Source organism: Streptomyces sp. NBC_01261 (genome assembly GCF_036226385.1).
Taxonomy (GTDB): domain Bacteria; phylum Actinomycetota; class Actinomycetes; order Streptomycetales; family Streptomycetaceae; genus Streptomyces.
The window spans coordinates 6031432-6058302 of sequence record NZ_CP108463.1 but is presented as its reverse complement, the minus strand read 5'-3'; the positions used below and the strand labels follow the sequence as shown (position 1 = coordinate 6058302).

The 26871-nt window shown below is 70.8% G+C and carries 22 protein-coding genes, 1 tRNA gene, 1 pseudogene and 1 riboswitch; of the genes and pseudogenes, 10 read left to right on the top strand and 14 right to left on the bottom strand.

Going from position 1 to position 26871, the window contains the following annotated elements:
• The first annotated feature begins 616 nt into the window (after positions 1-616).
• From OG226_RS26850 to OG226_RS26835, 4 genes are all read left to right on the top strand, one after another.
• Positions 617-2041: an MFS transporter gene (locus tag OG226_RS26850; RefSeq protein ID WP_266858824.1), complete on the top strand. Its 1425-nt coding sequence runs from the start codon at positions 617-619 to the stop codon at positions 2039-2041.
• Between the two features lie 157 nt (positions 2042-2198).
• Entirely contained in the window at positions 2199-3449 is a 1251-nt protein-coding gene (gene lhgO, locus OG226_RS26845) for an L-2-hydroxyglutarate oxidase (protein WP_328681916.1), read from the top strand.
• 127 nt (positions 3450-3576) lie between these two features.
• A complete protein-coding gene (trmB, locus tag OG226_RS26840; protein WP_328681914.1) occupies positions 3577-4374 on the top strand; it encodes a tRNA (guanosine(46)-N7)-methyltransferase TrmB in 798 nt (265 codons plus the stop codon).
• Positions 4375-4423: 49 nt separating this feature from the next.
• A complete protein-coding gene (locus OG226_RS26835; protein WP_329350256.1) occupies positions 4424-5731 on the top strand; it encodes a PrsW family glutamic-type intramembrane protease in 1308 nt (435 codons plus the stop codon).
• 12 nt (positions 5732-5743) lie between these two features.
• On the opposite strand, the gene OG226_RS26830 is transcribed toward OG226_RS26835, so the two are convergent.
• The 6 genes from OG226_RS26830 to OG226_RS26805 all read right to left on the bottom strand — a co-directional run bounded on the left by OG226_RS26830 (position 5744) and on the right by OG226_RS26805 (position 12067).
• A complete protein-coding gene (locus OG226_RS26830; protein ID WP_328681911.1) occupies positions 5744-6688 on the bottom strand; it encodes an aldo/keto reductase in 945 nt (314 codons plus the stop codon).
• 43 nt (positions 6689-6731) lie between these two features.
• Positions 6732-7742, bottom strand: coding sequence for a M23 family metallopeptidase (locus OG226_RS26825; RefSeq protein ID WP_328681909.1), 1011 nt, complete (start codon positions 7740-7742; stop codon positions 6732-6734).
• Positions 7743-7753: 11 nt separating this feature from the next.
• Positions 7754-7911: riboswitch (cyclic di-AMP (ydaO/yuaA leader) on the bottom strand.
• A 234-nt stretch (positions 7912-8145) separates the two neighbouring features.
• Positions 8146-9300 (bottom strand): PP2C family protein-serine/threonine phosphatase, encoded by a 1155-nt coding sequence (locus OG226_RS26820; protein ID WP_328681908.1) that lies wholly within the window; start codon positions 9298-9300, stop codon positions 8146-8148.
• A gap of 107 nt (positions 9301-9407) precedes the next feature.
• Positions 9408-9481, bottom strand: a tRNA-Met gene (locus tag OG226_RS26815).
• A gap of 52 nt (positions 9482-9533) precedes the next feature.
• Positions 9534-10757 (bottom strand): alginate lyase family protein, encoded by a 1224-nt coding sequence (locus OG226_RS26810; RefSeq protein ID WP_328681906.1) that lies wholly within the window; start codon positions 10755-10757, stop codon positions 9534-9536.
• Positions 10758-10936: 179 nt separating this feature from the next.
• Positions 10937-12067 carry a dihydrofolate reductase family protein gene (locus OG226_RS26805; protein ID WP_329350255.1) on the bottom strand — a complete coding sequence of 377 codons (1131 nt, stop codon included), beginning with the start codon at positions 12065-12067 and terminating at the stop codon, positions 10937-10939.
• A gap of 119 nt (positions 12068-12186) precedes the next feature.
• Between OG226_RS26805 and OG226_RS26800 the strand changes: the two genes are divergently transcribed.
• From OG226_RS26800 to OG226_RS26780, 5 genes are all read left to right on the top strand, one after another.
• On the top strand, positions 12187-12702 hold the full coding sequence (locus tag OG226_RS26800) for a MarR family winged helix-turn-helix transcriptional regulator (protein ID WP_329350254.1): 516 nt from the start codon (positions 12187-12189) through the stop codon (positions 12700-12702).
• A gap of 150 nt (positions 12703-12852) precedes the next feature.
• Positions 12853-13494, top strand: a complete 642-nt coding sequence (locus tag OG226_RS26795) for a GTP cyclohydrolase II (protein WP_329350253.1) — start codon at positions 12853-12855, stop codon at positions 13492-13494.
• A gap of 148 nt (positions 13495-13642) precedes the next feature.
• Positions 13643-15862, top strand: coding sequence for an MMPL family transporter (locus OG226_RS26790; RefSeq protein ID WP_329350252.1), 2220 nt, complete (start codon positions 13643-13645; stop codon positions 15860-15862).
• A 178-nt stretch (positions 15863-16040) separates the two neighbouring features.
• On the top strand, positions 16041-16994 hold the full coding sequence (locus tag OG226_RS26785; RefSeq protein WP_329350251.1) for an SGNH/GDSL hydrolase family protein: 954 nt from the start codon (positions 16041-16043) through the stop codon (positions 16992-16994).
• Positions 16995-17143: 149 nt separating this feature from the next.
• Positions 17144-18823 (top strand): carboxylesterase/lipase family protein, encoded by a 1680-nt coding sequence (locus tag OG226_RS26780; protein ID WP_329350250.1) that lies wholly within the window; start codon positions 17144-17146, stop codon positions 18821-18823.
• Between the two features lie 248 nt (positions 18824-19071).
• On the opposite strand, the pseudogene OG226_RS51625 reads toward OG226_RS26780, so the two are convergent.
• The 8 genes and pseudogenes from OG226_RS51625 to OG226_RS26745 form a co-directional block, all read right to left on the bottom strand.
• Positions 19072-19233, bottom strand: a pseudogene (locus OG226_RS51625) (FtsX-like permease family protein); the annotation flags it as partial.
• Positions 19234-19705: 472 nt separating this feature from the next.
• Positions 19706-20251: an NADPH-dependent FMN reductase gene (locus tag OG226_RS26775; protein WP_329350249.1), complete on the bottom strand. Its 546-nt coding sequence runs from the start codon at positions 20249-20251 to the stop codon at positions 19706-19708.
• A 22-nt stretch (positions 20252-20273) separates the two neighbouring features.
• Positions 20274-20753, bottom strand: coding sequence for an NUDIX domain-containing protein (locus tag OG226_RS26770; protein WP_329350248.1), 480 nt, complete (start codon positions 20751-20753; stop codon positions 20274-20276).
• Positions 20750-21442, bottom strand: coding sequence for a hypothetical protein (locus OG226_RS26765; protein ID WP_329350247.1), 693 nt, complete (start codon positions 21440-21442; stop codon positions 20750-20752). The genes OG226_RS26770 and OG226_RS26765 overlap by 4 nt, the downstream gene beginning before the upstream one ends.
• Positions 21443-21763: 321 nt before the next feature.
• On the bottom strand, positions 21764-22456 hold the full coding sequence (locus OG226_RS26760) for a response regulator transcription factor (protein WP_328681889.1): 693 nt from the start codon (positions 22454-22456) through the stop codon (positions 21764-21766).
• A gap of 3 nt (positions 22457-22459) precedes the next feature.
• Positions 22460-23806 carry a sensor histidine kinase gene (locus tag OG226_RS26755; RefSeq protein ID WP_329350246.1) on the bottom strand — a complete coding sequence of 449 codons (1347 nt, stop codon included), beginning with the start codon at positions 23804-23806 and terminating at the stop codon, positions 22460-22462.
• A gap of 52 nt (positions 23807-23858) precedes the next feature.
• A complete protein-coding gene (locus OG226_RS26750; protein WP_328681885.1) occupies positions 23859-24737 on the bottom strand; it encodes a CPBP family intramembrane glutamic endopeptidase in 879 nt (292 codons plus the stop codon).
• A 492-nt stretch (positions 24738-25229) separates the two neighbouring features.
• A complete protein-coding gene (locus tag OG226_RS26745) occupies positions 25230-25838 on the bottom strand; it encodes a TetR/AcrR family transcriptional regulator (RefSeq protein ID WP_328681884.1) in 609 nt (202 codons plus the stop codon).
• A gap of 57 nt (positions 25839-25895) precedes the next feature.
• On the opposite strand from OG226_RS26745, the gene OG226_RS26740 reads away from it, so the two are divergent.
• Positions 25896-26795, top strand: a complete 900-nt coding sequence (locus OG226_RS26740) for an alpha/beta fold hydrolase (RefSeq protein WP_329350245.1) — start codon at positions 25896-25898, stop codon at positions 26793-26795.
• Positions 26796-26871: the final 76 nt, after the last annotated feature.

The following is a 26871-nucleotide window of genomic DNA, read 5'->3' as shown; positions in this document are numbered from 1 at the left end:
TGCCATGAAGGACGCCTTCCGGAGGGCCGGAGAAGCCGCTTGAGATCGCGTGAAGACGCCCTGGACGAGGGACAACCGGACAAGGAAGACCCTACGTCCACGACGCGAATGCGCCCCCGATACGCTCCCCCAAAACACCTAACGCGCCCTCAACTCCCATGGTAGGAGCGGTATTGGACATCGGGAGGCAGGGGCGGTTTTCGGCCAAATCGGTGTTACGAGGACAGGCTTGCGCACGCTCCGTACATGCCGTGCGCACCGCTTCGCACCGCGCACAGTCCGGGAGGCGGAGTACGCCTCCCGGACCGGTCCGCCGCCCGCGGGGATGTAGGCGGCGGTGTCCCCCAGCCCACTGGATCCAGTACAGCGGGCCGACCCACGCACGATCCATCGAAGCGCTCCCGGGATGGCCGGAGAAGAGCGCACACACGGGCGCACGGCCACACGACGGGGGCACGTCGCAACCCTGCGTGCAAACCCCGCACTCGCGTACGGACCACAATCCCGCCAACCGGAACAATGCCCCTTAACGCTTGGGATGCGGCGAACTACGCTGGGTTTACGAATGCCGGGTGGTTATGCCAGCGCGGCAGCCGTCTGTGTCGAGGGGTGGCGCATGTCCAGGGAGCAACGCGGGCCGAACGAAAAACTCGGCACCGTTCTCGCCCTCGCGGGAATCAGCAATGCAGGACTCGCGCGTCGCGTCAACGATCTTGGCGCTCAACGCGGGTTGACGCTTCGCTACGACAAGACGTCGGTGGCGCGCTGGGTGTCGAAGGGAATGGTGCCCCAGGGCGCCGCCCCGCACCTCATCGCGGCCGCCATCGGCCAGAAGCTCGGCCGCCCGGTGCCGCTCCACGAGATCGGCCTGGCGGACGCGGATCCCGCACCGGAAGTGGGCCTCGCCTTTCCCAGGGACGTCGGCCAAGCCGTGCGTTCCGCAACGGAGTTGTACCGGCTCGACCTCGCCGGCCGCCGGGCCGGCTCCGGCGGCATCTGGCAGTCCCTCGCCGGGTCGTTCGCAGTCAGCGCATACGCAACGCCCGCCTCACGGTGGCTGATAACCCCGGCCGACAGTTCGGTGGCGCGCGAGGCCAACTCCGCGGAGAGCTCCGGGACACCGCTCAAAGTCGGCCACAGCGATGTGCAGAAGCTGCGGGAGGCCGCGGAGGACGCGAGGCGCTGGGACTCCAAGTACGGGGGCGGCGACTGGCGTTCGTCCATGGTGCCCGAGTGCCTCCGGGTGGAGGCGGCACCGCTGCTGCTCGGCTCGTACTCCGACGAGGTCGGCAGAGCGCTGTTCGGCGCGAGTGCCGAACTCACCCGCCTCGCCGGGTGGATGGCCTTCGACACGGGTCAACAGGAGGCGGCGCAGCGGTACTACATCCAGGCGCTGCGTCTTGCCCGCGCGGCGGCGGACGTCCCGCTGGGCGGCTATGTGCTGGCGTCCATGTCGTTGCAGGCGACCTACCGGGGCTTCGGAGACGAAGGTGTCGACCTCGCGCAGGCGGCCCTGGAACGCAACCGGGGGCTCGCGACCGCCCGCACCATGAGCTTCTTCCGGCTCGTCGAGGCACGGTCCCACGCGAAGGCGGGGGACGCGCAGGCGGCCGGCGCTGCCCTGAAGGCCGCCGAGGGGTGGCTTGAGCGGTCCCGGGAGGGCGACAACGATCCGTCGTGGCTCGGGTTCTACTCCTACGACCGGTTCGCCGCCGACGCGGCCGAGTGCTACCGGGATCTGAAGGCACCGCGTCAGGTCCGGCGGTTCACCGAGCAGGCGTTGTCGAAGCCGACGGAGGAGTTCGTGCGGTCGCACGGGCTTCGGCTCGTTGTCTCGGCGGTCGCCGAGTTGGAGTCGGGGAATCTTGACGCGGCGTGTGAGCAGGGGGTTCGGGCGGTGGAGGTCGCCGGGCGGATCTCGTCTGCCCGTACGACCGAGTATGTGAAGGATCTTCTGCATCGGCTGGAGCCGTATGGGGATGAGCCGCGGGTGGTTGAGCTACGGGAGCGGGCTCGGCCCTTGTTGATGGCACCCGCCTAGTCGTCTGCGTGGCTTGTGTTGTTTTGCGAGTGCGGGCTCGTTGTGGCTGGTCGCGCCCACGCGGCGGAGCCGCATATCGATACAGCCCCGCGCCCCTTGGCGGCGACTAGCCCTCCCTGTGTTTGAAGGCACTGTCAGTGGTGCAGTGCACTATCGGATGCGGGAGGTGGTGCACGTGCGGGCTGGGGTCGGGTTCGACTGTGACGTGCTCGTGGTCGGTGGCGGGATCGTCGGGCTGTCTACGGCGTATGCGATCACGCGTGCCGCGCCGGGTACGCGCGTCACCGTGCTGGAGAAGGAGGCCGGGCCCGCCCGGCACCAGACAGGGCGCAACAGCGGAGTCATCCACAGCGGGATCTACTACCGGCCCGGGTCGCTCAAGGCGCGGTATGCGGTGGGCGGGGCTGCCGAGATGGTCAAGTTCTGTGCGGAGTACGGGGTTTCGCATGCCGTCACCGGGAAGCTGATCGTCGCCACGGAGCGCGCGGAACTGCCCCGCCTGCACGCGCTCGTGCAGCGCGGGCGGGAGAACGGCATTGCGGTCCGGGAGCTGGGCGCCGCCCAGATCGCGGAGTACGAACCGGAGGTGCGCGGCCTCGCGGCCATACAGGTCGCGACGACCGGCATCTGCGACTACACCGAGGTCGCCCGCCACCTCGCCGAGGCCTCCGGCGCGGAGATCCGCTACGGCGCGCGCGTGGCCCACATCGACCGGCGCCCGGAGCGCGGGGTCGCCGTCCGCACGGTGACCGCGACCGGCGGTGACGTCGTCCGCGCCCGCGTGCTGGTCAACTGCGCCGGCCTGCACTGCGACGAGGTGGCCCGTCTCACCGGCGACGACCCGGAGATGCGGATCGTGCCGTTCCGGGGCGAGTACTACACCCTCACCCGCCCCGAACTGGTGCGGGGCCTGGTCTACCCGGTACCCGACCCGGCGTTCCCGTTCCTCGGCGTCCACCTCACGCGCGGGATCGACGGCAGCGTGCACCTCGGCCCGAACGCGGTACCGGCCCTGGCCCGCGAGGGCTACGACTGGGGCGTCGTAAGCCCCCGGGAAGTCGCCGCGACGGCAACCTGGCCCGGCACCTGGCACATGGCCCGACAGCACTGGCGCTACGGCGCGGGGGAACTCCGTCGGTCCATCTCCAAGACCGCGTTCACGGCAGCCGTACGACGCCTCCTCCCGGCGGTGACCCCGGACGACCTGGTTCCGTCACCGGCCGGCGTCCGCGCCCAGGCGGTACTGCGGGACGGCACCCTGGTGGACGACTTCCTGATCAAGGAGGGCCCGCGGGCGATCCACGTCCTCAACGCCCCCAGCCCAGCAGCAACAGCCTCCCTACCGATCGGCAGAGAGGTAGCAAGACGAGCCTTGGCAGCTCTACCCCGGGAACTACAACCCCGCTGAGGGACGCGGGGCTGTATCGATATGCGGCTCCGCCGCGTGGGCGCGACCAGCCCCAACGCCCCCGCGCTCGCCAGACAACACAAGCCACGCAGACGCAAAGGCGCACGCCCAGTAAAATCAACCCATTGTGTCTGACTCCCTCAACACCCCCACCGAGCCCGCGCAGCGAAACCGGTCCAAGGGCGAACCCCGTTTCCCCGACGGGCCGACGCCCGACCCCGCCGGCTCCCACTTCGAACGCCGCATCCGAAGCTTCCAGCCCCGCAGAAGCCGGGTGACAGCCGGCCAGGCGGACTCCCTGGAACGCCTGTGGCCCAAGTGGGGCCTGGACATCGACGGCCAACGAACCCTCGATCTCACCGACCTGTTCGGGAACGACAACCCCGTCGTCCTGGAGATCGGATTCGGCATGGGCGAGGCCACCGCCCAGATGGCCGCCGAAGCCCCCGCGACGAACATCCTCGCCGCCGACGTGCACACCCCGGGCCAGGGCAACCTCCTGGGCCTGGCCGACCACCACGGCCTGTCCAACATCCGGGTCGCCAACGGGGACGCGATCATCCTGCTCCGCGAGATGCTCGCCCCGGACTCCCTCGACGGCCTGCGCGTGTACTTCCCGGACCCCTGGCCCAAGAAGCGGCACCACAAGCGGCGACTGATCCAGCCGGAGTTCCTCACCCTCGCCGCGACCCGCCTCAAGCCCGGCGCGACCCTGCACTGCGCGACCGACTGGGAGCCGTACGCGGAGCAGATGCTCGAAGTGCTGGACGCGCAGCCGGACTTCGAGAACAGCCAACCTGACGGCGGTTTTGCGCCCCGTCCGGAGTTCCGGCCGCTGACCCGTTTCGAGGGCCAGGGACTGGACAAGGGTCATGTCGTGAACGATCTGCTCTTCCGTCGCGTACCCCACGACGACCAGCGCTGACGCCAGGCTCCATCGCGGGCCGTGCCCTTACCTCGTTAGGGTCGATGCCGTGGCCACGTTTCCGCCGTACCCCCCGCACCCCGGCCACCCCGCCGGTGGTGTGCCCGGGCACGGGCCACGGACGCGCTGGTGGCAGCGGAACTGGGTCCGCCACGGCGCGCTGATCGCCCTGCTGACACTCTCCGGGCTCGTCATCCTCGCGCTGGTCCGCCAACAGACGGGCACGGAAGGGTTCTTGGTCGGCCTCGGGCTCGCCGTACTACCCGTACCCCTCCTCCTCGCCGCCTTCCGCTGGCTGGACCGCGTCGACCCCGGCCCCTGGCGGAACCTGCTCTTCTCCTTCGCGTGGGGCGCCTGCGCCGCGGCCCTCATAGCCATCGTCGCCAACAGCTTCGCGACCAGATGGATAGCGACCACGACCGCCGACCCGACCAGCGCGGACACCCTCGGCGCGACCGTCATAGCGCCGATCGTCGAGGAGTCGGCGAAGGCGGCGGCCGTACTCCTCGTCTTCCTGTTCCGCAGACGGGACTTCACCGGGATCGTCGACGGGGTGGTGATAGCCGGGGTCACCGCCACCGGCTTCGCGTTCACCGAGAACATCCTCTACCTCGGCACCGCCTTCGGCACCGACCAGCTCACCGGCGACCGCGGCTTCACCTCCGTCACCGCGGCGACCTTCTTCGTGCGCATCGTCATGTCCCCCTTCGCGCACCCCCTGTTCACCGTCCTCACCGGCATCGGCTTCGGCATCGCCGCCCTCTCCCCCGACCGGCAGCACATCCGCCGCGCCCTGCTCCCCCTGACCGGCCTGCTCCTCGCGATGGGCATGCACGCGATCTGGAACGGCTCCTCCACCTTCGGCCAGTACGGCTTCTTCGAGGTCTACGGCCTCTTCATGGTCCCCGTGTTCGGCCTGCTGGCCTGGCTCGCCGTCTGGACCCGGCAACGCGAACTGCGCAGTGTGCGCGAGGAGTTGCCCGCCTACGTCTACGCGGGCTGGCTGACCCCGGCCGAACCGTTCGTGCTCGGCTCGATGAAGGCACGGCGGCTGGCCCGCGAGTACGCCCGCCACCACCTCGGCAGGCAGGCGGCCCGCTCGGTCGCCCGGTACGAGGCCCACGCGACCTCCCTGGCGTTCCTGCGACACCGGGCCGCGCGGGGCCGCGCCGGCGCCGACTTCGTCGTACGGGAGAGGGAGTTGCTGCACGAGCTGTGGCTGCGCCGGGAGGTGGCGCGGCCCGCGCTGTACTACGCGGCGCGACGGACGGCACCACCGGTACCGGTGGTGGTGCCGCCGTGGCCGCCGGTGTACGGGTCGTACGCGTCTCCCCTGTACAACCCGTACCGGTCATAGCTCCAAGGACATCTACGCCGACGCCTGCGTGAGGCGGGCGATCTCCGCCGCCGTCAGCTCCAGTTCGGCCACGCCCAGCAGCGCGGGGAGCTGCTCCACCGACCGGGCCGACGCGATCGGGGCCGCGACCGTGGGCTGGGCCGCGAGCCAGGCGAGGGCCACCGTGGCGACCGGGGCGTCGTGGGCCCGGGCGACCTCGTCGAGGGCGGTGAGGACGTTCAGGCCGCGCTCCGATTCGAGGTACTGGGCCGCCCGCCCGGCCCGCGGGCTGTCGACGGTCGTACCGGGGCGGTACTTGCCGGTGAGGAAGCCGGCGGCCAGCGCGAAGTACGGGACCGCGGCCAGGCCCTCCCGCGCGGCGAGCTCGCTCAGCTCGCCCTCGTAGGTGTCGCGCGAGACCAGGTTGTAGTGCGGCTGGAGGGCGACATAGCGCGCCAGGCCCTCGCGGTCGGAGAGGTCGAGGGAGGCCCGCAGGCGCTCGGGGGTGATGTTGGAGGCGGCGATGTGCCGCACCTTGCCCGCCTTCACCAGTTCGTCCAGCGCGCCGATGATCTCCTCGACCGGCACCTCGACCTGGTCGAAGTGGGTGTAGTAGAGGTCGATGTGGTCGGTGTCGAGGCGGCGCAGGGAGGCGTCCGCGGCGGCCTTGATGTTGGCGGCGCTCAGGCCCGGGAAGTCGGGGTGCTGGCTGACCTTGGTGGCGATGACGACGTCGGAACGGTTGCCGCGGGCCTTGACCCACTTGCCGATGATCGTCTCGGACTCGCCGCCCTGGTTGCCCGGCGCGAACGCCGAGTACGAGTCGGCGGTGTCGACGAAGTTGCCGCCCGCGGCCGCGTAGGCGTCGAGCACGGCGAAGGAGGTCGCCTCGTCGGCGGTCCAGCCGAAGACGTTGCCGCCGAGGGAGAGCGGGAAGACCTCAAGATCGGACCGGCCCAGCTTGCGAAGAGAAGTCATGACCCTCTTCAACAGCCGGACCGGAACCGGATATTCCAGACCCTCAGGGGTTGAGGCCCTTGCTGCGCAGCCAGGGCGCCGGGTCGCTGGCGGTGGCGGCGCCGTTGATGTGCACCTCCAGGTGGAGGTGCGGCCCGGTCACGTTGCCGGTCGCGCCCACGCGGCCGATGACCTCACCGGTGGAGACCTTCTGCCCGACGCTGACGTTGATCGAGGACTGGTGGCAGAACCACAGCTCGGTGCCGTCGTCGAGGGTGAGGATCGTGCGGTACCCGTACGACCCGGCCCAGCCCGCCTCGGTGACCGTGCCGCTGTGGATGGCCTTGATCAGCGTGCCGGTGGGAGCGGCGAAGTCGAGACCCGTGTGATACCCGGAGGACCACATCGAGCCGGCCTGGCCGAAGGTGCCGGTGATCGTGTACGAGCCGACCGGCAGCGTGTACTGCTTGGCCAGCGCGGCGAGCTTCGCGGCCTCGGCCTTCTTCTTGGCGGCGGCCTCCGCGGCCTTCTTCGCGTCGTCCGCCTTCTTCGCGGCGTCCTTCTCGGCCTTGGCGGCGGCGTCGTCGACCTGCTGGGCGACGGCCGCCTCGACGGCGGCCTTCGACTTGCCGTCGACCTGCACCTGCTGCGACTCGGCCTGCGCCATGATCCGGTTGCGCAGCAGCTCACCCGCGTCCGAGGCGCCCTTGGCGGTCTCGGTGGTGGTCACGCCGACGCTGCTGAGCGCGGTCGCGGAACCCTTGGGGGTACTGCTGGACGAGTCGTCCAGCAGGTGGCCCACGGAGGGCAGGTCGGGCAGGGAGATGGAGACCGGCGGCTTGCCGGTGTTGGCGCTGGCCATGCCGCCCGCGCTGACGGCGGCTATGACACCGACGCCCAGGACGGTGGAGCTGCGGGCGAATCCTCCGCCACCACGCTGCTTGGCGACACGGTGCTTGCCGCGGTTGGGAAGAACGGTCTCCGCGCTGGGATTCCACTCCTCCCAGGGGCCCTCGTCGGGGCGGTAACCGCCGTAGACGACAGGGGCTTCTGGGGCAGCCTGGTTGGACGCCACGTGGGCGTGCTCCTTTCCTTCCCTCTCGCCTACCGGGTTAGCTGACGGGTTCGGAGCAGGAAGGTCTCCTACGCGCGTAAACCGGTCGTGTTTCCACGGCGGTTGACGAGCGATTCACCCCAAGGTGGTGGTTCCCCGGTTCCCTTTCAGGATTCGGCGCGTGCGCACGGAGCCATCTCTTGTGACGGCTGGGACGACCGCGCTGCGTTATCGAACGTTAATAGACACGGGCGTCCGTTTCCAAGCTGTTCGGCTTGATCATTAACCTTTCCTTGCTGGACGAAGGGCCCACCACCGGCGAAAAACGGGCGAGTTGGCCAAGCCTCAGAATTCCCACAGGTATTGACGGTGTATCAGTTGTTGTGCGGACGGCTCCAGACCGGTCACGGCCCGTGATGTCCGGTCAGGGATGCCGTACGGCGATCATCGCCATGTCGTCCGTCATCCAGCCCCCGGAGTACCGGCGCACCTCCTTGGCGAGGATGCCGAGCAACGCCTCGGGGGTACGGAAGGTCCGGCCGGCCAGCCGCGCCCCGGGGTCGTAGAAGACACCGCGGGAGTCGCGCGCCTCGGACAGCCCGTCGGTGTGCACGAGGAGGGTGGCCCCGCCCGGGAACGCGAACTCCTCGGCACGGTCGGGCCAGACCCCCAACTCGCCCATTCCCAGGGGCAGTGCGGGCTCCTGGACCTGCAACGTGCGGACGGTGCCGTCCTCGTGCAGGAGCAGCGGCGGCGGGTGGCCCCGGTCGACGATCCGTACCACGCCGTCGCCGTGCGGGAGTTCGGCGAGGACGGCCGTGGTGAACCCCTCGAACGCGTCGAGCCCGTCGCGCCGGGTGCCCTCGCGCGCCAGCGCCCGCTCCAGCCGCTGCGCGACCGCCTCCAGGGTCACCTCCTGCTCGGCGGCCTCCCGGAACGCCCCGATGACCACGGCGACGGCGGCGACCGCGCCCATGCCCTTGCCGCGCACGTCACCGACGACCAGCCGTACGCCGTGCGGAGTGTCCTGCACCGCGTACAGGTCGCCGCCGATGAACGCGCCCTCCTGCGCCGCCTCGTACCGTGCCGCGATCGCGAACCCGCCGATCCGCTCGGCCGGTTCGGGCAGGACGGCCCGCTGGGCGGCCTCGGCGATCTCGCGCGCGGAGGCGAGCTGTTCGCTGCTGCGGCGGACCAGGAGGTTGATCAGGACGGCCAGGACCGTGACCGTCGCGACAGTGGCCGCCTCTGTGATCGCGTCCGTGTGGAGGACGATGCCGAGCCTGATGTGGATCGCGAGGACGACGGCGACCGAGGCCAGGCCGGTGAGCACGGTGCCGCGCCGGGAGTAGAGGGGGGCGGCGACGAGCGGGGCGGCGGTGAAGAACGGGGCCGCGGTGAAGGCCTGCGGGGTGAAGTAGTCGTAGAACGCCCCGACGACCAGCAGCAGCGGGGGCAGTCGGCGGACGAAGCCGAGGGTGTACGAGATCCGCCGTCCCTCGTCGGGACCGAGACCCGGGTCGGGCGTGGGATCGCCGTGGAGGCGCCCGCCGGCTCGCACATACGGACCCTCCTCCACGCGTCCAGTTTTTCCCGGTGGGGGGAGTGCGGCGAGCGGGGTGGGCCGACAGGGGGAGAAACACCAAGGGCCGGAACCCATTTCTGGATTCCGGCCCTTGGTCTTAGTAGCGGGGACAGGATTTGAACCTGCGACCTCTGGGTTATGAGCCCAGCGAGCTACCGAGCTGCTCCACCCCGCGCCGTTGTGATTGCAACTATACGCCATTCGCGGGGTCCGATGTCACACAGGTTTCAGTCGGCGGTGTTCCCGGCGTGTGTGAGGGTCTCCCAGGAGACGAAGAGGTCGTCGCTGCCGGCCGGGCGGGTGGACTCGGCGAGCTTGTGCGCGGCGGGCACCTTCATGCCGAGCCGGCCCTCCAGGTGGTTGACGGCGACCTCCAGGTCGGGGCCCATGTTCCGGTCGACCTTGCCGCCGCACAGCCAGGCGGGCGCGGGCTCGCCGAGCTGGTAGCGGGCGTGGAACTCCAGCGCGGCCTTGAGCCGGTCCTTGACCCCGTCGTACAGGTCGACGCCCTGGTGCCAGGCGGTCTCGGCGATGTGCGCGGTCGCGGCCAGCGAGTACCCGACGTGCTTGAAGTTTCGGCACGTCTCCTGGGCGACGCCGTCCTTGAAGGTCGTCTGCTTGAACCAGTACGTCGTCAGCTTCTGCGGGGTGGTGAGCTTCGACCCCACCGGGGTGAGCGGCACCTTGCCGTCCTTGGCCAGGTAGAAGTAGGCGGGCACGCGGTCGCGGAAGCGTTTGACGGCCGCGTCGAAGGCCTTGTGGTCGTCGAGGAAGACGGCGATACCGATCGCGGCGTCCGTCATCGCGAGGTCCCAGTTGCCGTTGTAGTCCGGCAGATCCTTGGTGACTTCCGGCTCGTAGGCGGTACGCAGCATCGTCCCGAACCGCTTGACCCGGTCCGCCGGCCAGCCGGCGCCCGGCGCGTACCGCACGAGCTCCGCCGCCCGCGCCCAGGTCGACCCGGCCCACGCGGTCTGCAGTCCGGCGTCGTCGGAGGTGTGCTCCTTCATCTTCGCCGACCAGTCGTCCATGATCTCCCGCGCCTTCAGCGCGTGATGCTGCTTGCCGGTGATGCTGAACAGCAACGCCTGCGTGTACGCCGCGATCGCGTCCTCGCGCTCCTCGACACAGCCGTGCGCGGCCTTGCCGTTCCAGGGGCAGTCGACGTCCGCGGACGGCTTCGCCGTGTACTTGTACGACCCGTACTTGCTGTCCCGCATCCCGAAGTACGCCTTCAGCCAGGGCTGTTTGCCGGCGGCGACGTTCTTGCGTACGGCGTCCAGCTGGCCCTCGCTGACGAGCACCCCGGGGTGAGTGAACGCGGCGTCCGCGGGGAGTGCCCGGGCCATGGTCCGGGTACCGGTGTCCGCCGTTCCGCACGAGGCGAGTAGCCCTACGGCTACGGACGCGCCCAGCACCGTCACGGCCCGCCGCCGCCCCACTGCCCTCATCTGCCGTACCTCCGCCTTGTCCGTACCGGTTCCTAGCGAGCGTGACCCGGCGGGCGGTGGGGCGCAGGATCTGATGGGCCGGTCGGGGAGCAGCGAGGGCGGGGAGGCAGGGGGTGTTCCGGAGAAATGTGACACTCACCCCCTGAGGTGTCACATTTCTCCAGAGGGGGTGGCGCACCTCAGCCGAGCAGATGCCGGTTCGGCGCCTTCGCTCGCTCCTCGTTCTCCGGGAGTACGACCACGGTGACCCCCCGCGCGGCCAGCGCCCCGCTCCCGTCCGCCCCCTCCACGAACGTGTCCGGCTCGCGCCAAGCCGTCACCACCCGTCGTACCCCCGCGTCGAGGATCAGTTGGGCGCAGGGCTTGGGACGGGAGGCGCGGTGGGTGCAGGGTTCAAGGCTCGTGTAGACCGTGGCGGTCACGAGACGCGGGTCCTTCGGGTCGATCTTCGCCAGCGCCGCCTCCTCCGCGTGGACCACCGGGTCGCCCGCCTCGCGGGAGTGGCCCCGGGACAGCTCCGTGCCGTCCTCCGCCACCACCACCGCGCCGACGCTGAACGCCGTCTCCGAGGGCGGGCAGTCGGCGGCGAGGTCGCAGGCGAGGGTGAGCCAGTGGTGGTCGGCCGCGGAGGGGAGGTCGCCGGTGCCGGGGGCGGTGGGTTCGTAGCGCATGAGGACCACGTCCTCGATGGGGCGGGTCTCGACGAGACGCAGGCGGCCTGGCTGGTACGTGCCCGGGCCGAAGAGGCGGGGTGCTTTGTCGTCGCCCACGAAGAGGGGGGACAGGACCAGGTGGAGTTCGTCGGCCAGGCCCTGTTGGAGGAGCTGGGTGTGGATCGTGCCGCCGCCCTCGACCATCAGGCGGTCAACTCCCCTTGCCGCGCGCAGGTGTTCGAGTAGCGCGCGCCAGTCGAGGTCCGGGCCGAGGGCCACGACGTCCGCCGTCAGGCCCAGCTGGCGCGCTCGCTCCGCGCCCTTGTCCGTCGTATAGACGAGCTTGTCGCCGCCCGTGTGCCAGAAGTTGGCCGCCGGGTCCAGGTCGCCGGAGCCGGTGACCGTGACCTTCAGGGGGTACTCCGGCTTGCCCGCGGCAGCTCGACTCGCCCTGCGGTCAGGGGAGTTGACCAGGAGGCGGGGGTTGTCCGCGCGGATCGTGCCGGCGCCGATGAGGATCGCGTCGACCGATGCCCGGACCTCGTCGACGCGGTCGAAGTCGGCCGGGCTGGAGAGGAGCAGCCGGTCGGGGCCGGTGTCGTCGAGGTAGCCGTCGAGGGAGACGGCGGCGGACAGCAGGACGTAGGGGTAGGGCATCGACGCGCTCTCTGTGGGAGGCGGGCGGGGCGGGAGGCCCGGCGGGGGTTGATGGAACGGCGGGGCTTTGTCGAATGGCGGGGCTTGGTTCAAGTTTGAAACAAACCTACACTGGGGGCATGACGACTCGCTGGCTCACCGCCGAGGAGCAGCGCGCCTGGCGCGCGTACATCGCCGCGACGCACCTCCTGGAGGACGCGATCGACCGGCAGCTCCAGCAGGAGGCCGGCATGCCCCACCTGTACTACTCCATCCTCGCCAACCTCTCCGAGGTGCCGGACCGCCGGCTGCGGATGACCGACCTCGCCGAGAAGTCGAAGATCACCCGTAGCCGGCTGACGTACGCGGTGACCCGGCTGGAGAAGGACGGTCTGGTGCGGCGGGAGGGGTGCCCGTCGGACAAGCGGGGCAGCACCGCGGTCCTGACCGACGAGGGGATGACCGTCCTGGAGCGTACGGCGCCGGGGCATGTCGAGACCGTACGGGCCGCGATCTTCGATCACCTCACCCCGGAGCAGGTGCGGCAGATGGAGGAGATCAGCGCCGGGATCGCGCGGGCGCTGGAAGGCGACGGGAGCGAGACCGCACGGGAGGACGTCCCCTGGCGCCGGCGCTCGTCCTCGCCGTGCACGTGACCCGTGAAGTGTGATCCGTGACCCGTCCCACAATTCTGTTGCTTCAAATTTCAAGCATGAGGTAGTGTCCGTCATCGTGGATGTGCTTCAAAACTGAAGCACCTCACTGACGCACATCCGCGTACCTGCCGCCGGACCACGGAGACCCGCATGCCCGACTTCCCCGCCGCCACCCCGCGTGCCCGCGTCCGGGTACCGCTGCGCTTCCAGGACGGCTACGGCGTCGACGCCGAACTCGTCACCTTCCACGGCCTGACCGACGGCCAGGAACACGTGGCGGTCGTCCTCGGCGACCTCGCTCCCGGTACGACCCCGCTCGTCCGACTGCACTCCGAGTGCCTGACCGGCGACGTCTTCGGCTCCGCCCGCTGCGACTGCGGACCCCAGCTGCGCGAGGCCGTCGAGCGCATCGCCGAGCGCGGCGGTGTCCTGCTCTACCTGCGCCAGGAGGGCCGCGGCATCGGCCTCTACAACAAGCTCGACGCGTACGCCCTCCAGGACCAGGGCCTCGACACGTACGCCGCGAACACCGCGCTGGGCCTGCCCGAGGACGCCCGTGACTACACGGCCGCCGCGCAGATGCTCACCGCCCTCGGGATCACGTCCCTGGACCTGCTGTCCAACAACCCCGACAAGGCGGACCAGTTGCGCGGGCTCGGCATCGACGTGCACGACCGCGTGCCGACCGGTGTCTTCACCACCCCGCACAACGTCCGGTATCTACGCGCGAAGGTCCTCCAGACCCACCACACGCTGCCGCTGGGCCAGTTGACGGAGCTGAACGCGGGCTGAGCCGCGCGGCGATGGTGTAGCGGGCTACACCATCCATTCGGGAGGGCACTCCCTCGTGCCGGAGAGCCGCCGCCGGAAGGCTTGAGACCACGATCACGCACTCGATCTGGATCTCGACCGACCGCCGACGTGGAGGCCTTCCCCAGCCATGGCAACTCTCCTTTATCGCTTGGGCCGTGTGGCCTTCCGGTGGCGCTGGTTCGTCACCCTGTTGTGGGTGGCGGTCCTCGGCGCCGTCGGATTCGCCGCCGCCAAGGCCCCCGCCACTCCGGACGACGGCTTCACGATGCCCGGCATCGAGTCGCAGCGCGCCTTCGACCTGCTGGAGCAGCGCTTCCCCGGCACCGCGGCGGACGGCGCGAGCGCGCGGATCGTCTTCGTCGCCCCGAACGGCGAGAAGGTCACCGCGACCGAGAACAAGGCGGCGATCGAGAAGCTGGTCACGGAGGCGGCCGACGGTTCCCAAGTCGCCTCCACCGTCGACCCGTTCACGGCGAAGGCGGTGAGCGCGGACGCGTCCACGGCGTACTCCACCGTCACCTTCAAGGTGAAGGCCGACGACCTCACCGGCGCCGCCAAGACCCATCTGGAACGGGCCATCGACACGGCCCGGGACGCGGGCCTGACCGTCGAGGTCGGCGGCGACGCCCTCGCGACCCAGCCCGCGGCGGGCGGCAGCGCGGAGGCGATCGGCATCGCGATAGCGTCCGTGGTCCTGCTGATCACCTTCGGTTCGCTGGCCGCGGCCGGCCTGCCCCTCCTCACCGCGATCCTGGGCGTCGGCATCAGCATGTCCGCGGTGCTCGCCCTGGGCAGCGCCTTCGGCCTCTCCGAGACCACCGGCACACTCGCCACGATGCTCGGCCTCGCCTGCGGAATCGACTACGCGCTGTTCGTCGTCTCCCGCTACCGGGAGGAACGCGGGAAGGGCCACGCGCCGCGCGAAGCGGCGGGACTGGCCGCAGGTACGGCGGGTTCGGCAGTGGTGTTCGCCGGTCTGACCGTTGTCATCGCCCTGGCCGGTCTGTCGGTGGTCGGCATCCCGATGCTGACGAAGATGGGCCTGGCGGCGGCGGGCGCGGTCCTCCTGTCCGTCCTGATCTCCCTCACCCTGGTCCCGGCCGTCCTCGGCTTCTGGCCGAACGCCGTCCTCTCCCGCCGCGACCGGAAGAACAAGGCTCATCGGGGCAAGGACGAGGCCAACAGCGAGAACGGCGGCAGCCGTTGGGCGCGCCTCGTCGTGCGCCGCCCGATCCCCGTCCTGCTGCTCGGCGTCGTAGGCCTCGGCGCGATGGCCCTGCCGGCCCTCAACCTCCAGCTCGGCATGCCCGGTGACGAGGCCAAGTCCACGGCCACCACCGAACGCCGCGCCTACGACGACCTCGCGAAGGGCTTCGGCCCCGGCTTCAACGGCCCACTGACCATCGTCGTGGACGCGAAGAAGGCGGACGACGCGAAGAGCGCCGTAGCGACGATCTCGAAGGACGTCGCGGCGACGGACGGGGTGGTCTCGGTATCGCCCGCGCGCTTCAACTCGGCAGGCGACACAGCGGTGTTCAGCGCGACTCCCGCCACCAGCCCCACCGACGAGAAGACGAAGCAGCTCGTCCAGACGATCCGCGACGAGCGGTCGGGCATCGAGTCGAAGGCCTCCGGCGCGAGCTTCGAGGTCACCGGCACCACCGCGTTGAACATCGACGTGGCGCAGAAGGTCCAGGACGCGCTGATCCCGTACCTGGCGCTGGTGGTCGGCCTGGCGATCGTCCTCCTGCTCCTGGTCTTCCGTTCCCTCCTCGTCCCGCTGAAGGCGGCCCTCGGCTTCCTGCTCTCGGTCCTCGCGGCGCTCGGCGCGGTGGTCGCGGTCTTCCAACAGGGCCACGGGGCTTCGCTGTTGGGCGTCGACCAGACCGGCCCGATCATGAGCCTGATGCCGATCTTCCTGGTGGGCATCGTCTTCGGCCTCGCCATGGACTACGAGGTGTTCCTGGTCTCCCGGATGCGCGAGGCGTACGTCCACGGGGACGGGCCCGGGGAGGCGATCGTCTCCGGGTTCCGGCACAGCGCCCGGGTGGTCGTGGCCGCCGCGCTGATCATGATGGCGGTGTTCTCGGGCTTCATCGGCGCGGGCGCCTCGATGATCAAGATGATCGGTTTCGGGCTGGCCATCGCGGTGCTGTTCGACGCGTTCGTGGTCCGGATGGCGATCGTGCCCGCAGTCCTCTCCCTCCTGGGCAACAAGGCCTGGTACCTGCCGAGTTGGCTGGACCGGATCCTCCCCCGCATGGACGTCGAGGGCGAGGCCCTGAGCCGCAAGGTCCCGGCACCGGCCGCCGACACGCCCACCGCCCGTCTCACTCCGGTCCCCTAGCTCCCCCAGACCGGGGCCGCCGAGAGCGGAGGCGGCCCCGCGGTGCCGGATCCCGTGGGGACGGGGACCGGCGCAAGTCCCGGGCCCGGCGACGGGGCACTCCCCCCGCCCGTCGCCGGGCCCGCGGACGTCCACAGCGCATCACGACACCAACTCGCCCACCAGAGAGGGCACTTCGATGAAAACCTCAGTGCAGGCCGGCGTGGCCGGGCTCCTCGCCTGCGGCACCCTGCTCACCGTCGTCCTGGTCACCCGCGACGGCGACGGCAACGACGACAGCCACACCGGCATCGCCTACTCGGCCCCGTCGAAGGGCCCGTACGTGGCCCTCGGCGACTCCTACACCGCGGGCCCCGGCATCACCGACCCCACGGGCACCCCGGCCGGCTGCGACCGCTCCGCCGGCAACTACCCGGCCCTCGTCGCCGCCGAACTCGGCCTGAAGGGAGGGAACTTCCGCGACGTGAGTTGCAGCGGCGCCAGGACCGCCGACCTCACGGGCCCGCAGAAGACGGACGGCGGCACCAACTCCCCCCAACTCAGGGCACTTTCGTCGACCACCCGCCTGGTCACGATCGGCATCGGCGGCAACGACATCGACTTCAGCTCGATGATCAAACGGTGCGTGGCGATGGGCGCGCTGTACGAGATGACGGGCAGCGGCAAATACGTCCCCGAGGACGCGCCCTGCGAACGGAACTACGTCACCGGCGACTTGGACGCCGTGGAGAAGAAGATCGCCACGACGGGCGAACGCCTCACCCGGGTCCTGACCGAGGTCAGGCGCCGCGCTCCCGAGGCCCGGGTCTACGTCGTCTCCTACCCGGCGATCCTGCCGACCGACAGCGCCGACTGCGGCCGGGAGATGTCCCTGGCACCGGGTGACGTGACCTTCCTCCGCGAGAAGGAGCAGCAGCTCAACTCGATGCTGCGGCAACGGGCTTCGGAGGCGGGGACGGGCTACGTCGACACGTACACACCCTCCGCCGACCACAACGCCTGCGCGGCGAAGGACACCCGCTGGATCGAACCGCTCGTACCGGAGAGCCCGGCGGCGCCGGTGCATCCGAACGCGCGGGGCGAGCGGGGCATGGCGGACGCAGTGCTGCACACGATCAAGTCGGCGCTGTAGGAACGTCGTTCAGGAACCAAGGTGTCAACCCGTGTATCCGCAACCTAAGTTGCACCCGTGGACACTGTGAGTCACGAAAACTCGCTAGGCCGTCCCGGTCGGCCCGGCACAGCATGAGGCGACTCGTCCTCAAGTGATCGGGAGACACAGTGAATTCCTCCCCCACCGGTGTCGGCCGCCGCGCCTTCCTCGGCCGTACGGCAGGTGTCACGGCCGGCGCGGCCCTGCTGAACACCCTGCCCTCCGCCCCGGCGTCAGCCACCCCGCGCAACGACACGAGCCACCCCGTCAGAACCCAGTCCGGCCTGGTCACAGGCGCCCCCGCCGCCCTCCCCGGCGTCACCGTCTACAAGGGCATCCCGTACGCCGCCTCCACCGCGGGCGAGAACCGCTGGCGCGCCCCGCAAGCGCCCCCCTCCTGGCAGGGCGTCCGCAAGGCCGACACCTGGGGCGCCGCCTGCCCCCAGCCGGTCACGGGCATCACCGCCGACAAGGTGCCCCCGCTGAGCGAGGACTGCCTGAACCTCAACATCTGGACGGCGGCGGGCAGTTCGACACCCTCCCGGGACCTCCGCCCGGTCTTCGTCTGGATCTACGGCGGCCGCAACAGCGCCATGTGGGCTTCGCAGCCGGTGTACGACGGGGCGAACCTGGCGGCCAAGGGCGCGGTCGTGGTGACGTACAACCACCGCGTGGGCGCCTTCGGCAACCTCGCGCATCCGGCGCTGAGTTCGGAGGGCGGGCACGGTGGTTCCGGGAACTGGGGTGTGCGGGACACGGTCGCGGCGCTGAAGTGGATCCGCCGCAACATCGCCGCGTTCGGGGGCGATCCGGAACGGGTGACGCTCGCGGGCTGGTCGCACGGCTCGTCGTTCGTGAACATCCTGATGATCTCGAAGCTGGCCCGGGGCCTGTTCCACCGGGCCGTGCTCTCGGCGGGCGTGCAGTACACCAAGGACCCGGCACTGGGCCATGTGGCGGGCGGCTACGCGCAGTTGGCGGCGGCCGAGGCCAACGGCACAGCGTTCGCGACGTACATGGGCGCGTCTACGCCGGCGGACCTGCGCGCCCTGGCGGCCGACGAGATCGTGGCCAAGGTGTACGCACAGGACGCCCCGTCGACGGCCACGAACTTCGGCAACGTACTGGACGGCCACGTCCTGCCGAAGTCGTACACGGCGGCGATGAAGTCCCGTACGGAGTACGACATCCCGGTCCTCACCGGCAACAACAAGGACGAGAACGGCGCGTCCCCGACCCTGACGATGACGGTCGCGGCGTACAAGGCTTACGCGACAACGACGTTCGGCGCCCGGGCCGCCGACTTCCTCGCCCTCTACCCCGCGACGACGGACACGGAGGCGGCAGTCCAGTACGACAACTACGCCCGCGACGAGGAACGGGTCTCCACGTTCCTCTGGGGCACCCAGTTCCGGCAGACGGCCGCCAACCGCAGCCCCGTCTACACCTACTGGTGGACCCACGTCCCCCCGGGCCACGACACCACCAACCCGATCGAACCGGCGGACGGCGTCGGCGCGTATCACGGCGCCGAGAAGTACTACCTCTTCGGCAACCTGTACGGCACGGACCGCCCATGGACGGCCACGGACTACGCGATCGCCGACCGGACCTCGTCGTACGTCGCGAACTTCGCGGCAACCGGCAACCCGAACGGCCACGGGCTGCCGGTCTGGCCGGCGTTGCGCACGTCGAGGCCGGAGTCGATGGAGTTGGGCGACCATTTCGCCCCGTTGCCCGCGGCGGACACGGACGCCAAGTACGCCTTCCTGAAGGGGTACTTGGAGTCGCAGGCGACGGAGTACTGAGCGCGGAGTCGAGTCAGCTGTGCGCTCGGGCGGTGAGATAGGGGTCCCGGCGGAGGGCTTCCCGGCTGCCGATGAGGGTACCGACGGCCAGGCCGGCAGCGGGCAGCAGCAGTGCCGCTCCGGCCCAGGCCGGGCAGGGCGTCCATGGCGGTGATGGGCAGGCCGAGCACGTCAGTGAGCGGGCCGGCCGGCGACGCGGACAGCACCGTGCCGGCGACCGCGCCGAGCACCCCCGCCACCCCACCGGACAGCACGGCCTCGCCGAGCAGGACCCGGCGCAGTTCGGGCCGTCCGGCACCGAGGATCCGCGGCACGGCGAACTGGCCGATCCGTGCCCGCGCGCTGTCCGCGGCCCGGACGACACCCAGCGCGAGGGCGCCGAGCGCCAGGATCGGCACCCCGATGCGCATCGCGAGATCCGCCGCACCGAACAGACCGGGCAGATCGCGGACCCGGTCGGAGACCGCGTGGGCCGAAAACCCCTTGTTCTGAAGGGACTTGGTGACCGCGGTGAGGGTGTTCCCGCCGACGTCGAGGTAGTGCAGGCGAGTCAAGTTGCCCAGGGTGGGCGGGAGTTCGGACAGGGCGTTGTCGTGGAGGTAGAGGAAGGCGACGGGTTCGGTGAGGGTGCCGAGTTCGTCGGGTATCGCGGTGTGGCGGTGGTGGCCGGGGTCGAGGGTGGTCAGGCTGTGGAGGTGACCGATCTCGGGCGGGAGGTCGGTGAGTCCGTTGTCCGCGAGGGTGAGGACCTGGAGTTCCGTGCGTTGCCAGACCGACTCGGGTACTTTTCCCAGCTGTTGGCGCCATGGGTTCAGTACGTGGGGCGGGGTCTGCTTTCCCCGGGGTACGTCGGTGTCAGTGGTCGGAGTCGCCCCTGCTCGCTCATCGGACACCGGACGCCGCCAACAGGCCCAGCACGTCGGCGAGTTGCCGACGTACCCCCGCATCGGCGATGAGCCCGTCCGTGCCGAGCATGCCCCGGTCCACCGGGAGCCTCACGCAGGCCGACTCCACGATGTCGGCGCCGGTATAGCCCAGGACCGTCCGCAACGTGGCCTCCGCGCCCCCGCCCCGCCCCGGTGCCGCCGCGTTGACCCAGGCCACCGGCTTGTCGGAGATCTCGGTGCCGCCGACCGTCCAGTCCAGGAGGTTCTTGAGCGAGCCCGGCAGGGTGCCCGCGTACTCCGGGGTGCAGACCAGGATCCCGGCCGCCCGGTCGATCGCCGCCCGCAGCGCGGCCACGGGCGCGGGCAGCGGGTCGGTGTCGTCGTCGGGGTTGAAGTGCGGAAGCCCGGCGAGGCCGTCGTACAGCACGGTCTCCACCCGCGCGTCCGGCGCCACGGCACAAGCGGTGCGCAGCACGGCCTCGTTGGAGGAGCCGGCCCGCAGACTCCCCGACAGCAACAGGATCACCGGCGACGTGGACATCCGCACAACCTACTCCCGGCGCTCACACCCACCCGTGCAGGGACACCTGCGGTTCGACGCCGTCGAGGTAGTGCCGTAGGGCCCGGCCATTGCCTCTCACGAACTCCTCGGGCAGGGCGTCGACCTGGGCCCAGCGGACCTGCGCGTGCTTGAGAGGTTCGCGGTTCTCGGCCTCGCCGGTCCACTCGTCGGTGGCGAAGACGACCGTGAGGAAACCGCTCGGCGCCTCGACACCGAGGGCGGCGTGGACGACATGCACGACCTTCAGCGAGGCCGGGTCCACGACGACCCCGGTCTCCTCGTACAGCTCGCGTGCGGCGGTCTCGGTGACGGGCTCGCCGGGTTCGTTCTTGCCGACCGGGAGATCCCACATCCCGCACCCGAACTTGGCCTTCTCACCACGCTGGAGGAGAAGGACACGACCGGCCGCCCTGTCGTGGACGATGACGGCCGCGACCAGGACGGTCATGGAGGAGTAGGCGGGCTGGAGGGCGGGATTCATGGCCGGCCCGGCCGGACCGTGAGATACACCCAGCCGCTCCACACGGCCCCGGTCCGAGCGCCCGCGGCCGGCGGGGTGTAGTGACCCCTCACGCGGTAGCGGTAGCGGTAACGGAGGTCGGGGGCGGGCAGCGCCCGGGCCGCCTGCCGGGTCAGCCCGCCGTCCGCGACCCGGTACGTGACGAAGGCGGAGGCGGAGGCGGAGGCGGAGGTGTCTCCCGTCCGTACGGCCGCGACGAGCGTGCCGAACGACGTCGGAGTGGTCGCCAACAGCGGGGAGCCGGCCCAACTCCCGCAACCCCGCGCCGTCTTCACCGCCCCGGTCGCGTCCACCGACCCGGTGCCACCGGCACCCGCGCCCCCGTAACCGAACCGGAGCGTGCCCCTGGCCACGGTCGGCGAGTCGGGACGGGTACCCGTGCCAATGGCGTAACGGGCCGTCTCCGTCAGGGTGTTGGTGTCGATCGCGGCGATCGCGTCCTGGTCGGGCAGTGCCGCGTAGACCGTGGAACCGTCGTCGGACAGCGCCGACCCCGCGGCACCGGGCTCCCGTTGGATCGTCGTCGGGTCGCCCTCGCTGAGGAAGAAATGCCCGTGAGCGGCGTCCACCGGCAGATGCGAGAATCCCGCGATCGGCAGTGCCACCCCCGACGCCGCAACGGCGAGCGACGAAAAACGCCCCGTCTTCATGCGGGTCCCCCCGGACGCACATCGAGGCCCCGGCGGGTCGAAGGCGGCCGGGACACAAGTTCTCAGGTCCGGCGGGATCGTACTACGTGGATCCGTGCGCCGAGCCGGTGTCCGGAACCGCCCGGTCAGGACGGATTCGGTAAGGGTGCGGTCCACGTCCGGACTGCTTCTGCCGCAGGGTCCGCTCACGCATCGCGCACGCAGAAGGCACTGACCAGCAGTCGGGCTCACCGCCGCACATCAACCGGTGGATCCGTACCGAGCCGGTGCCTGTGGTCGCGCCTCGCGGGTGCGGGTGGCGTGCCGGGTCGGCCCGGCGGTTCACGGTGTGCCGGACGCCAGTCCGACCCGGTAGGCGAGGACGACCGCCTGGACCCGGTCGCGCAGGGCGAGTTTGGCCAGGATGCGCGAGACATAGGTCTTGACCGTCTCGGGGGTGATGTACAGCTCCGCCGCTATCTCCGCGTTCGACAGGCCCTCGGCCATCTGCCGGAGCACCTCCAGTTCGCGGGGCGTCAGCGCGCGTACGACGTCCTCTCGGGCCGGCCGGGAGGACTCGGCCGGGCGCAGGTGCTCGGCGTAGTGGCCGATGAGGTGCCGGGTGACGGCGGGCGCCAGCAGGGCCTCGCCCCGGGCGACGGTCCGGATGCCGTTCACCAGTTCCGCGGGCGGCGCGTCCTTGAGGAGGAACCCGCTGGCTCCGGCGCGTAACGCGTCGTAGACATGGGCGTCGACGTTGAACGTGGTGACGACCAGCACCTTCGGTGGTTGCCCGGCGCCGGGGCCGGCCAGTTGCCGGGTCGCCTGGATGCCGTCGAGGAGGGGCATCCGGATGTCCATCACGACCACGTCGGGGCGCAGCCGTCGCGCGGCTTCCACCGCCGCGTGCCCGTTCTCCGCCTCGCCGACGACCTCCAGGTCGGGTTGGGCCGAGAAGATGGTGACGTAGCCGGTCCGCACCAGTTCCTGGTCGTCGCAGACGAGCACACGGATCGGTGGCGGCGCGTCGCTCACGGGTCACTCCTGAACGGGCTGGGGCTGGGGCTGGGAGGGAATCGTGGCACGGACCTCGAACCCGCCACCGGGCCGGGGTCCGGCCTCCAGTTCACCATCGAGCATCCGCACGCGGACCCGCAGCCCGGCCAGCCCTCGTCCGCCCTCGGGGCCCGGCTCGCGGGTGGCCGGCACGACTGCCGGGGTGGTGACGGGGACGGGGCCTTCGGCGGTGACGGGGACGGGGCCGTCGGTGGTCACCCCGATCTCGACGCACTCCTCGTCGTGCCGGACCAGGACCCGTGTCGGCTGCCCGGTCGCGTACTTCATCGCGTTGGTGAGCGCTTCCTGAACCACCCGGTACGCGGCCAGCTCCACGTCCACGCTCCGGGGCCGCCGCTCGCCCCGCTCGCTGAACTCCACCGGCTGACCCGACCTGCGGGCCTGCTCGACGAGGTCTCCCAGGCGGCCGAGGGCGGGTCCCCGGCTCCCGTGCGAGATGCCCTCACGGGCGGGGCCGGCGGTCGCGGACCCACCGGGCGTGGACCCGGCAGTCGCGGACCCGCCGGTCGCGGACCCAGCAGTCGTGAACTCGCCGGTCGCCTCCAGTACCCCGAGCAGATACCGCAGCTCCGTCAGGGCCCGGCGGCCGGTGTCGCTGACGGAGGCCATTCCCGTAGCGGCCCGGTCCGGCGCGGGCGTGATCAGGAACTGTGCCGCGTCCGCCTGCACCACCATGGCCGTCACATGGTGGGTGACCACGTCGTGCAGCTCCCGGGCGATCCGCGCCCGCTCGGCGGCCGTGGCCAACTCGGCGGCCAGCCGCCGCCGTTCCGCCTCTTCGCCGCGCCGTGTGCGCACCCCGCTCCCCACCAGCCGGACCGCGGCCAGCACCAGATAGAAGGCGAGATAGTCCGTCGTCTCCTGCGGGGAGCCGAGCCGGTGCAGGACGACGGCCAGCACCACATACCCCGCACTCGCCACGGCCGCCAGACCCAGGCGGAAGCGGACCTGGTGGGCTCCGGCGGAGTACAGCGCCAGATACAGCCCCATGCTGCCGAACGTCGTCGCGAAACCCAGCGCCTGGTGCACGGCGAACGCGGCGGCGACGACGGCCAGACAGCCCGCGGGCCAGCGACGGCGGGCTGCCAGCGGCAGGGTCTGGGCCAGGATCAGTCCGAGGCCCAGCGCGTTCGCCGGCCGCTCGGGCAGATCGCCGATCTGCGCCCCGATGACCGACAGGGTCGGCACGAAGGCCAGCAGGGTGAGTACCAGGGCGAGGACACCATCTTTGAGGAAGGCGTCCTGCTCCTTCCACCGTTCCAGCGGTACCCGCAACCACGGTGTCCGCAAAAGGCCCTGACGGAACATCGCTTTCCTCTTCCTCCGATCGATCGGCCGGTGTCCTGTGAGGCGGCCTGCCTCAGCGCTGAACGAGACGCCGGGGCCGCAGACCGCCGCTCCGGCCGGCGAGGACGAACATCCGGACGGTGAGCAGCACACCGATGAGGACGGGCACGATCGATGCCTCCAGACCGAAGGTGCCGCCGCTGAGCAGGGCGGAGCCGTGGGTGTCGACCGTGAACAGGCCCTTGGGAGTGTGTCCGGAGACGGGGATGCCGAGCAGCTGCTCGGCGAGGTTCCAAGTGAAGTGCAGGCCCGCGACGAACCAGATGCTACGCCGCCACAGGAACGCGACGCCGAGCATCACACCGGCCTCCAGGGCGATGGCGAGCGCGCTCCACACGCCGGCTCCCGGAGCACTCAGGTGGGCGACGCCGAAGAACAGCCCGGTGATCACGATGGCGGCCCGGCTGCCCCACTGCTCTTCCAGAGCCTGGAGGGCGACACCGCGGAACATCAGCTCCTCGGTGACCGCGGCGCCGGCCTGCAGCATCGCCGCGGACCAGACGACGGAGAAGAAGCCGTTGCCCGCCCAGGAGAACGAGTAGCCCCCGAACACCGTGATCAGGAGGGTCGAAAGGAAGACGAAGCCCAGGCCGACCGCACCGCCGAACAGCGCCTCCCGGCCGGCCCCCTGCCGGGCGATCTCCGGGGTGGAGCGTCTCGCGACCCGGCGCATCACCACCCAGTACACGGCGACCGCCGCGACCGCGCCCAGCACCGGCACCGGACCGGGGCCGGTCGCGGTCAGCCCCGAGACCAGGCCGACACCCACCAGGCCCGTCAGCATCCAGCCGAGCGGAGCGCGGACGATCCGGCCGAGACGACCACCCCGGCCGCCATCGTCCTTGTCCGGGCGGGACCCTGCGTCATTGTGTGCGGCGGACGGCGTGCTCATCGTGACCTCCCTGCGACGGCCACTCCGACGGCGACCGACCTGACGACCACGCTAGAAATCCGCCGGAATCCGCGAATCACCCGCGCAGGGACGGTCGGGGTAGCTCTCACGGGGGATGCGCCGTGCCTGTCGGCCCGATCGGTCGGCTCCGCCCTGCACGGAACACGAAGTCGTGTGCCCTCACACGGAACTGACGGTGTGACGGTCCCGTGTCCCCTGCCCCCTGCCCCCCTGTCCCGCGTCCCGCGTCCCGTGTCGCGCAGGTCGCCCTGCAGAGCCCGAAGACCGAGGCGGCTCAGGTCAACTTCTTGCCCCGGCGGGACGATTTCGTCGCCAGGGTCGGCTCAGCCCCTGAGGTCTGGGCCTGGTCGCTTCCCGCCGGGTCACTTCCCGCCGAGCTGCCGAGCTGCCGACTGCCCAACTACCCAACTACCCAACTACCCAACTACCCAAGGGTCTCTGCGGATCCATCGGCGACGGAGTAGTTCCCGTCTATCGCGGCCCCGACGGTTCGGCCGGTTGATTCGGCACAGCCTGGGCGTTCTTGGCGGCGGCTGCCGCGACGGTTGCCAGGTCTTCGCCCGAGAAGCCGGCGCGGCTCAGCACCGCCAGGGACTTGTTCGTCGCCAGCGTGCACAACGCCAGCTCTGCCGCCTCCTGTTCACCGGCCCCCGCCGCCAGCAAGGCCTGCTCCAGCATCGCCCGCAGACCGTCGATCATGGCGTGGACCGTCGCCCGGCCCTCCGCGTCGAGCGCCGGGAGCTGTGTCGCCGACACCGTGAGCAGACAGCCGTCCGGGACCGTCGGGTCGGCGATGCGGTTCAGGGCGACCTGCAGGTAGGCGGCCACGACGGCGCCCGGGCCCGGGTGGGGGCCGGCCAGTGCCTGCTCGTACAGCGGGTGGTAGGTCTGCGCGTACCGCTGGAGGCTTTTGCGGAAGAGGGTGCTCTTGTCGCCGAAGGTGCCGTAGAGCGAGCCCCGCCCCAGGCCCGTGCCCTCGGTGAGGCGGTCGATCGAGGCCTCCGAATAACCCCAGCGCCAGAAGACGTGCATCGCACGTCGTAGCGCCTCGTCCACGTCGAACTGCTTGCGGCCTGCCATGGTCCGTCACTCTACACATCTTGTACCGATCATTCAAAGATGGGTAGGGTCACCGGCATGACAAGCCTGCGCTCGCTACGACTGCCCGACGGATTCCTCGACGTCTTCACCAGCCGCGTCGTGGAGGTGAACGGGCTGCGGCTGCACGCGGTCACCGGCGGGGACGGCCCGGCACTGCTGCTGATCGGCGGATGGCCCCAGACCTGGTACGCCTGGCGGGAGGTGATGCCCGCGCTCGCCCGCCGGCACACCGTCGTCGCCGTCGACTCGCGCGGCGCCGGGCTCTCCGACAAGCCCGACGACGGCTACGACGCCGGCACGCTCGCCGCCGACCTGGTCGCGCTGATGGCCGCGCTCGGACACGACCGGTTCGACGTGGCCGGCCACGACATCGGCACGTGGACCGGATACGCCCTCGCCGCCGATCACCCCGAGCGGGTGGGCCGGCTCGCCGTCCTCGAAGCGGTGATCCCCGGCCTCACACCGTCCCCGCCGCTCTTCGGCCCGGCCGCGGCCAACCTGAAACTCTGGCAGTTCGGCTTCAACCGGCTCACCGACCTCAACGAGGAACTGGTCCGGGGACGTGAACGCCTCTTCTTCGGCTGGCAGTTCGCCACCAAGGCCGCCACCCCGACCGCGATCCCCGAGTACGCCGTGGACGTCTACGTCGACGCGATCACCGCGGACCCTCGCGCGCTGCGGGCGAGCTTCGCGTACTACCGGGCGTTGGACGAGACGATCGCCCAGAACGAACAGCGCGGCAGGACCCGGCTGACGCTGCCGGTACTCGCCCTCGGCGGCGCGCTGTGGAGCGGCGAGAACGCCGCCCACACGATGCGGCTCGCGGCCGACGACGTCACGGGCGTCGTCCTCGACGACTGCGGCCACTACCCGGCCGAGGAACAGCCGACGCGGTTCGTCGAGATCCTGGAGGACTTCCTCACGGCCGACCGGTAGCGGCACCGGACACAGCGGTGCCCCGGCCGTCCGAAGACGACCGGGGCACCGGAAAACCTCAGGTCAAGACCCTCCG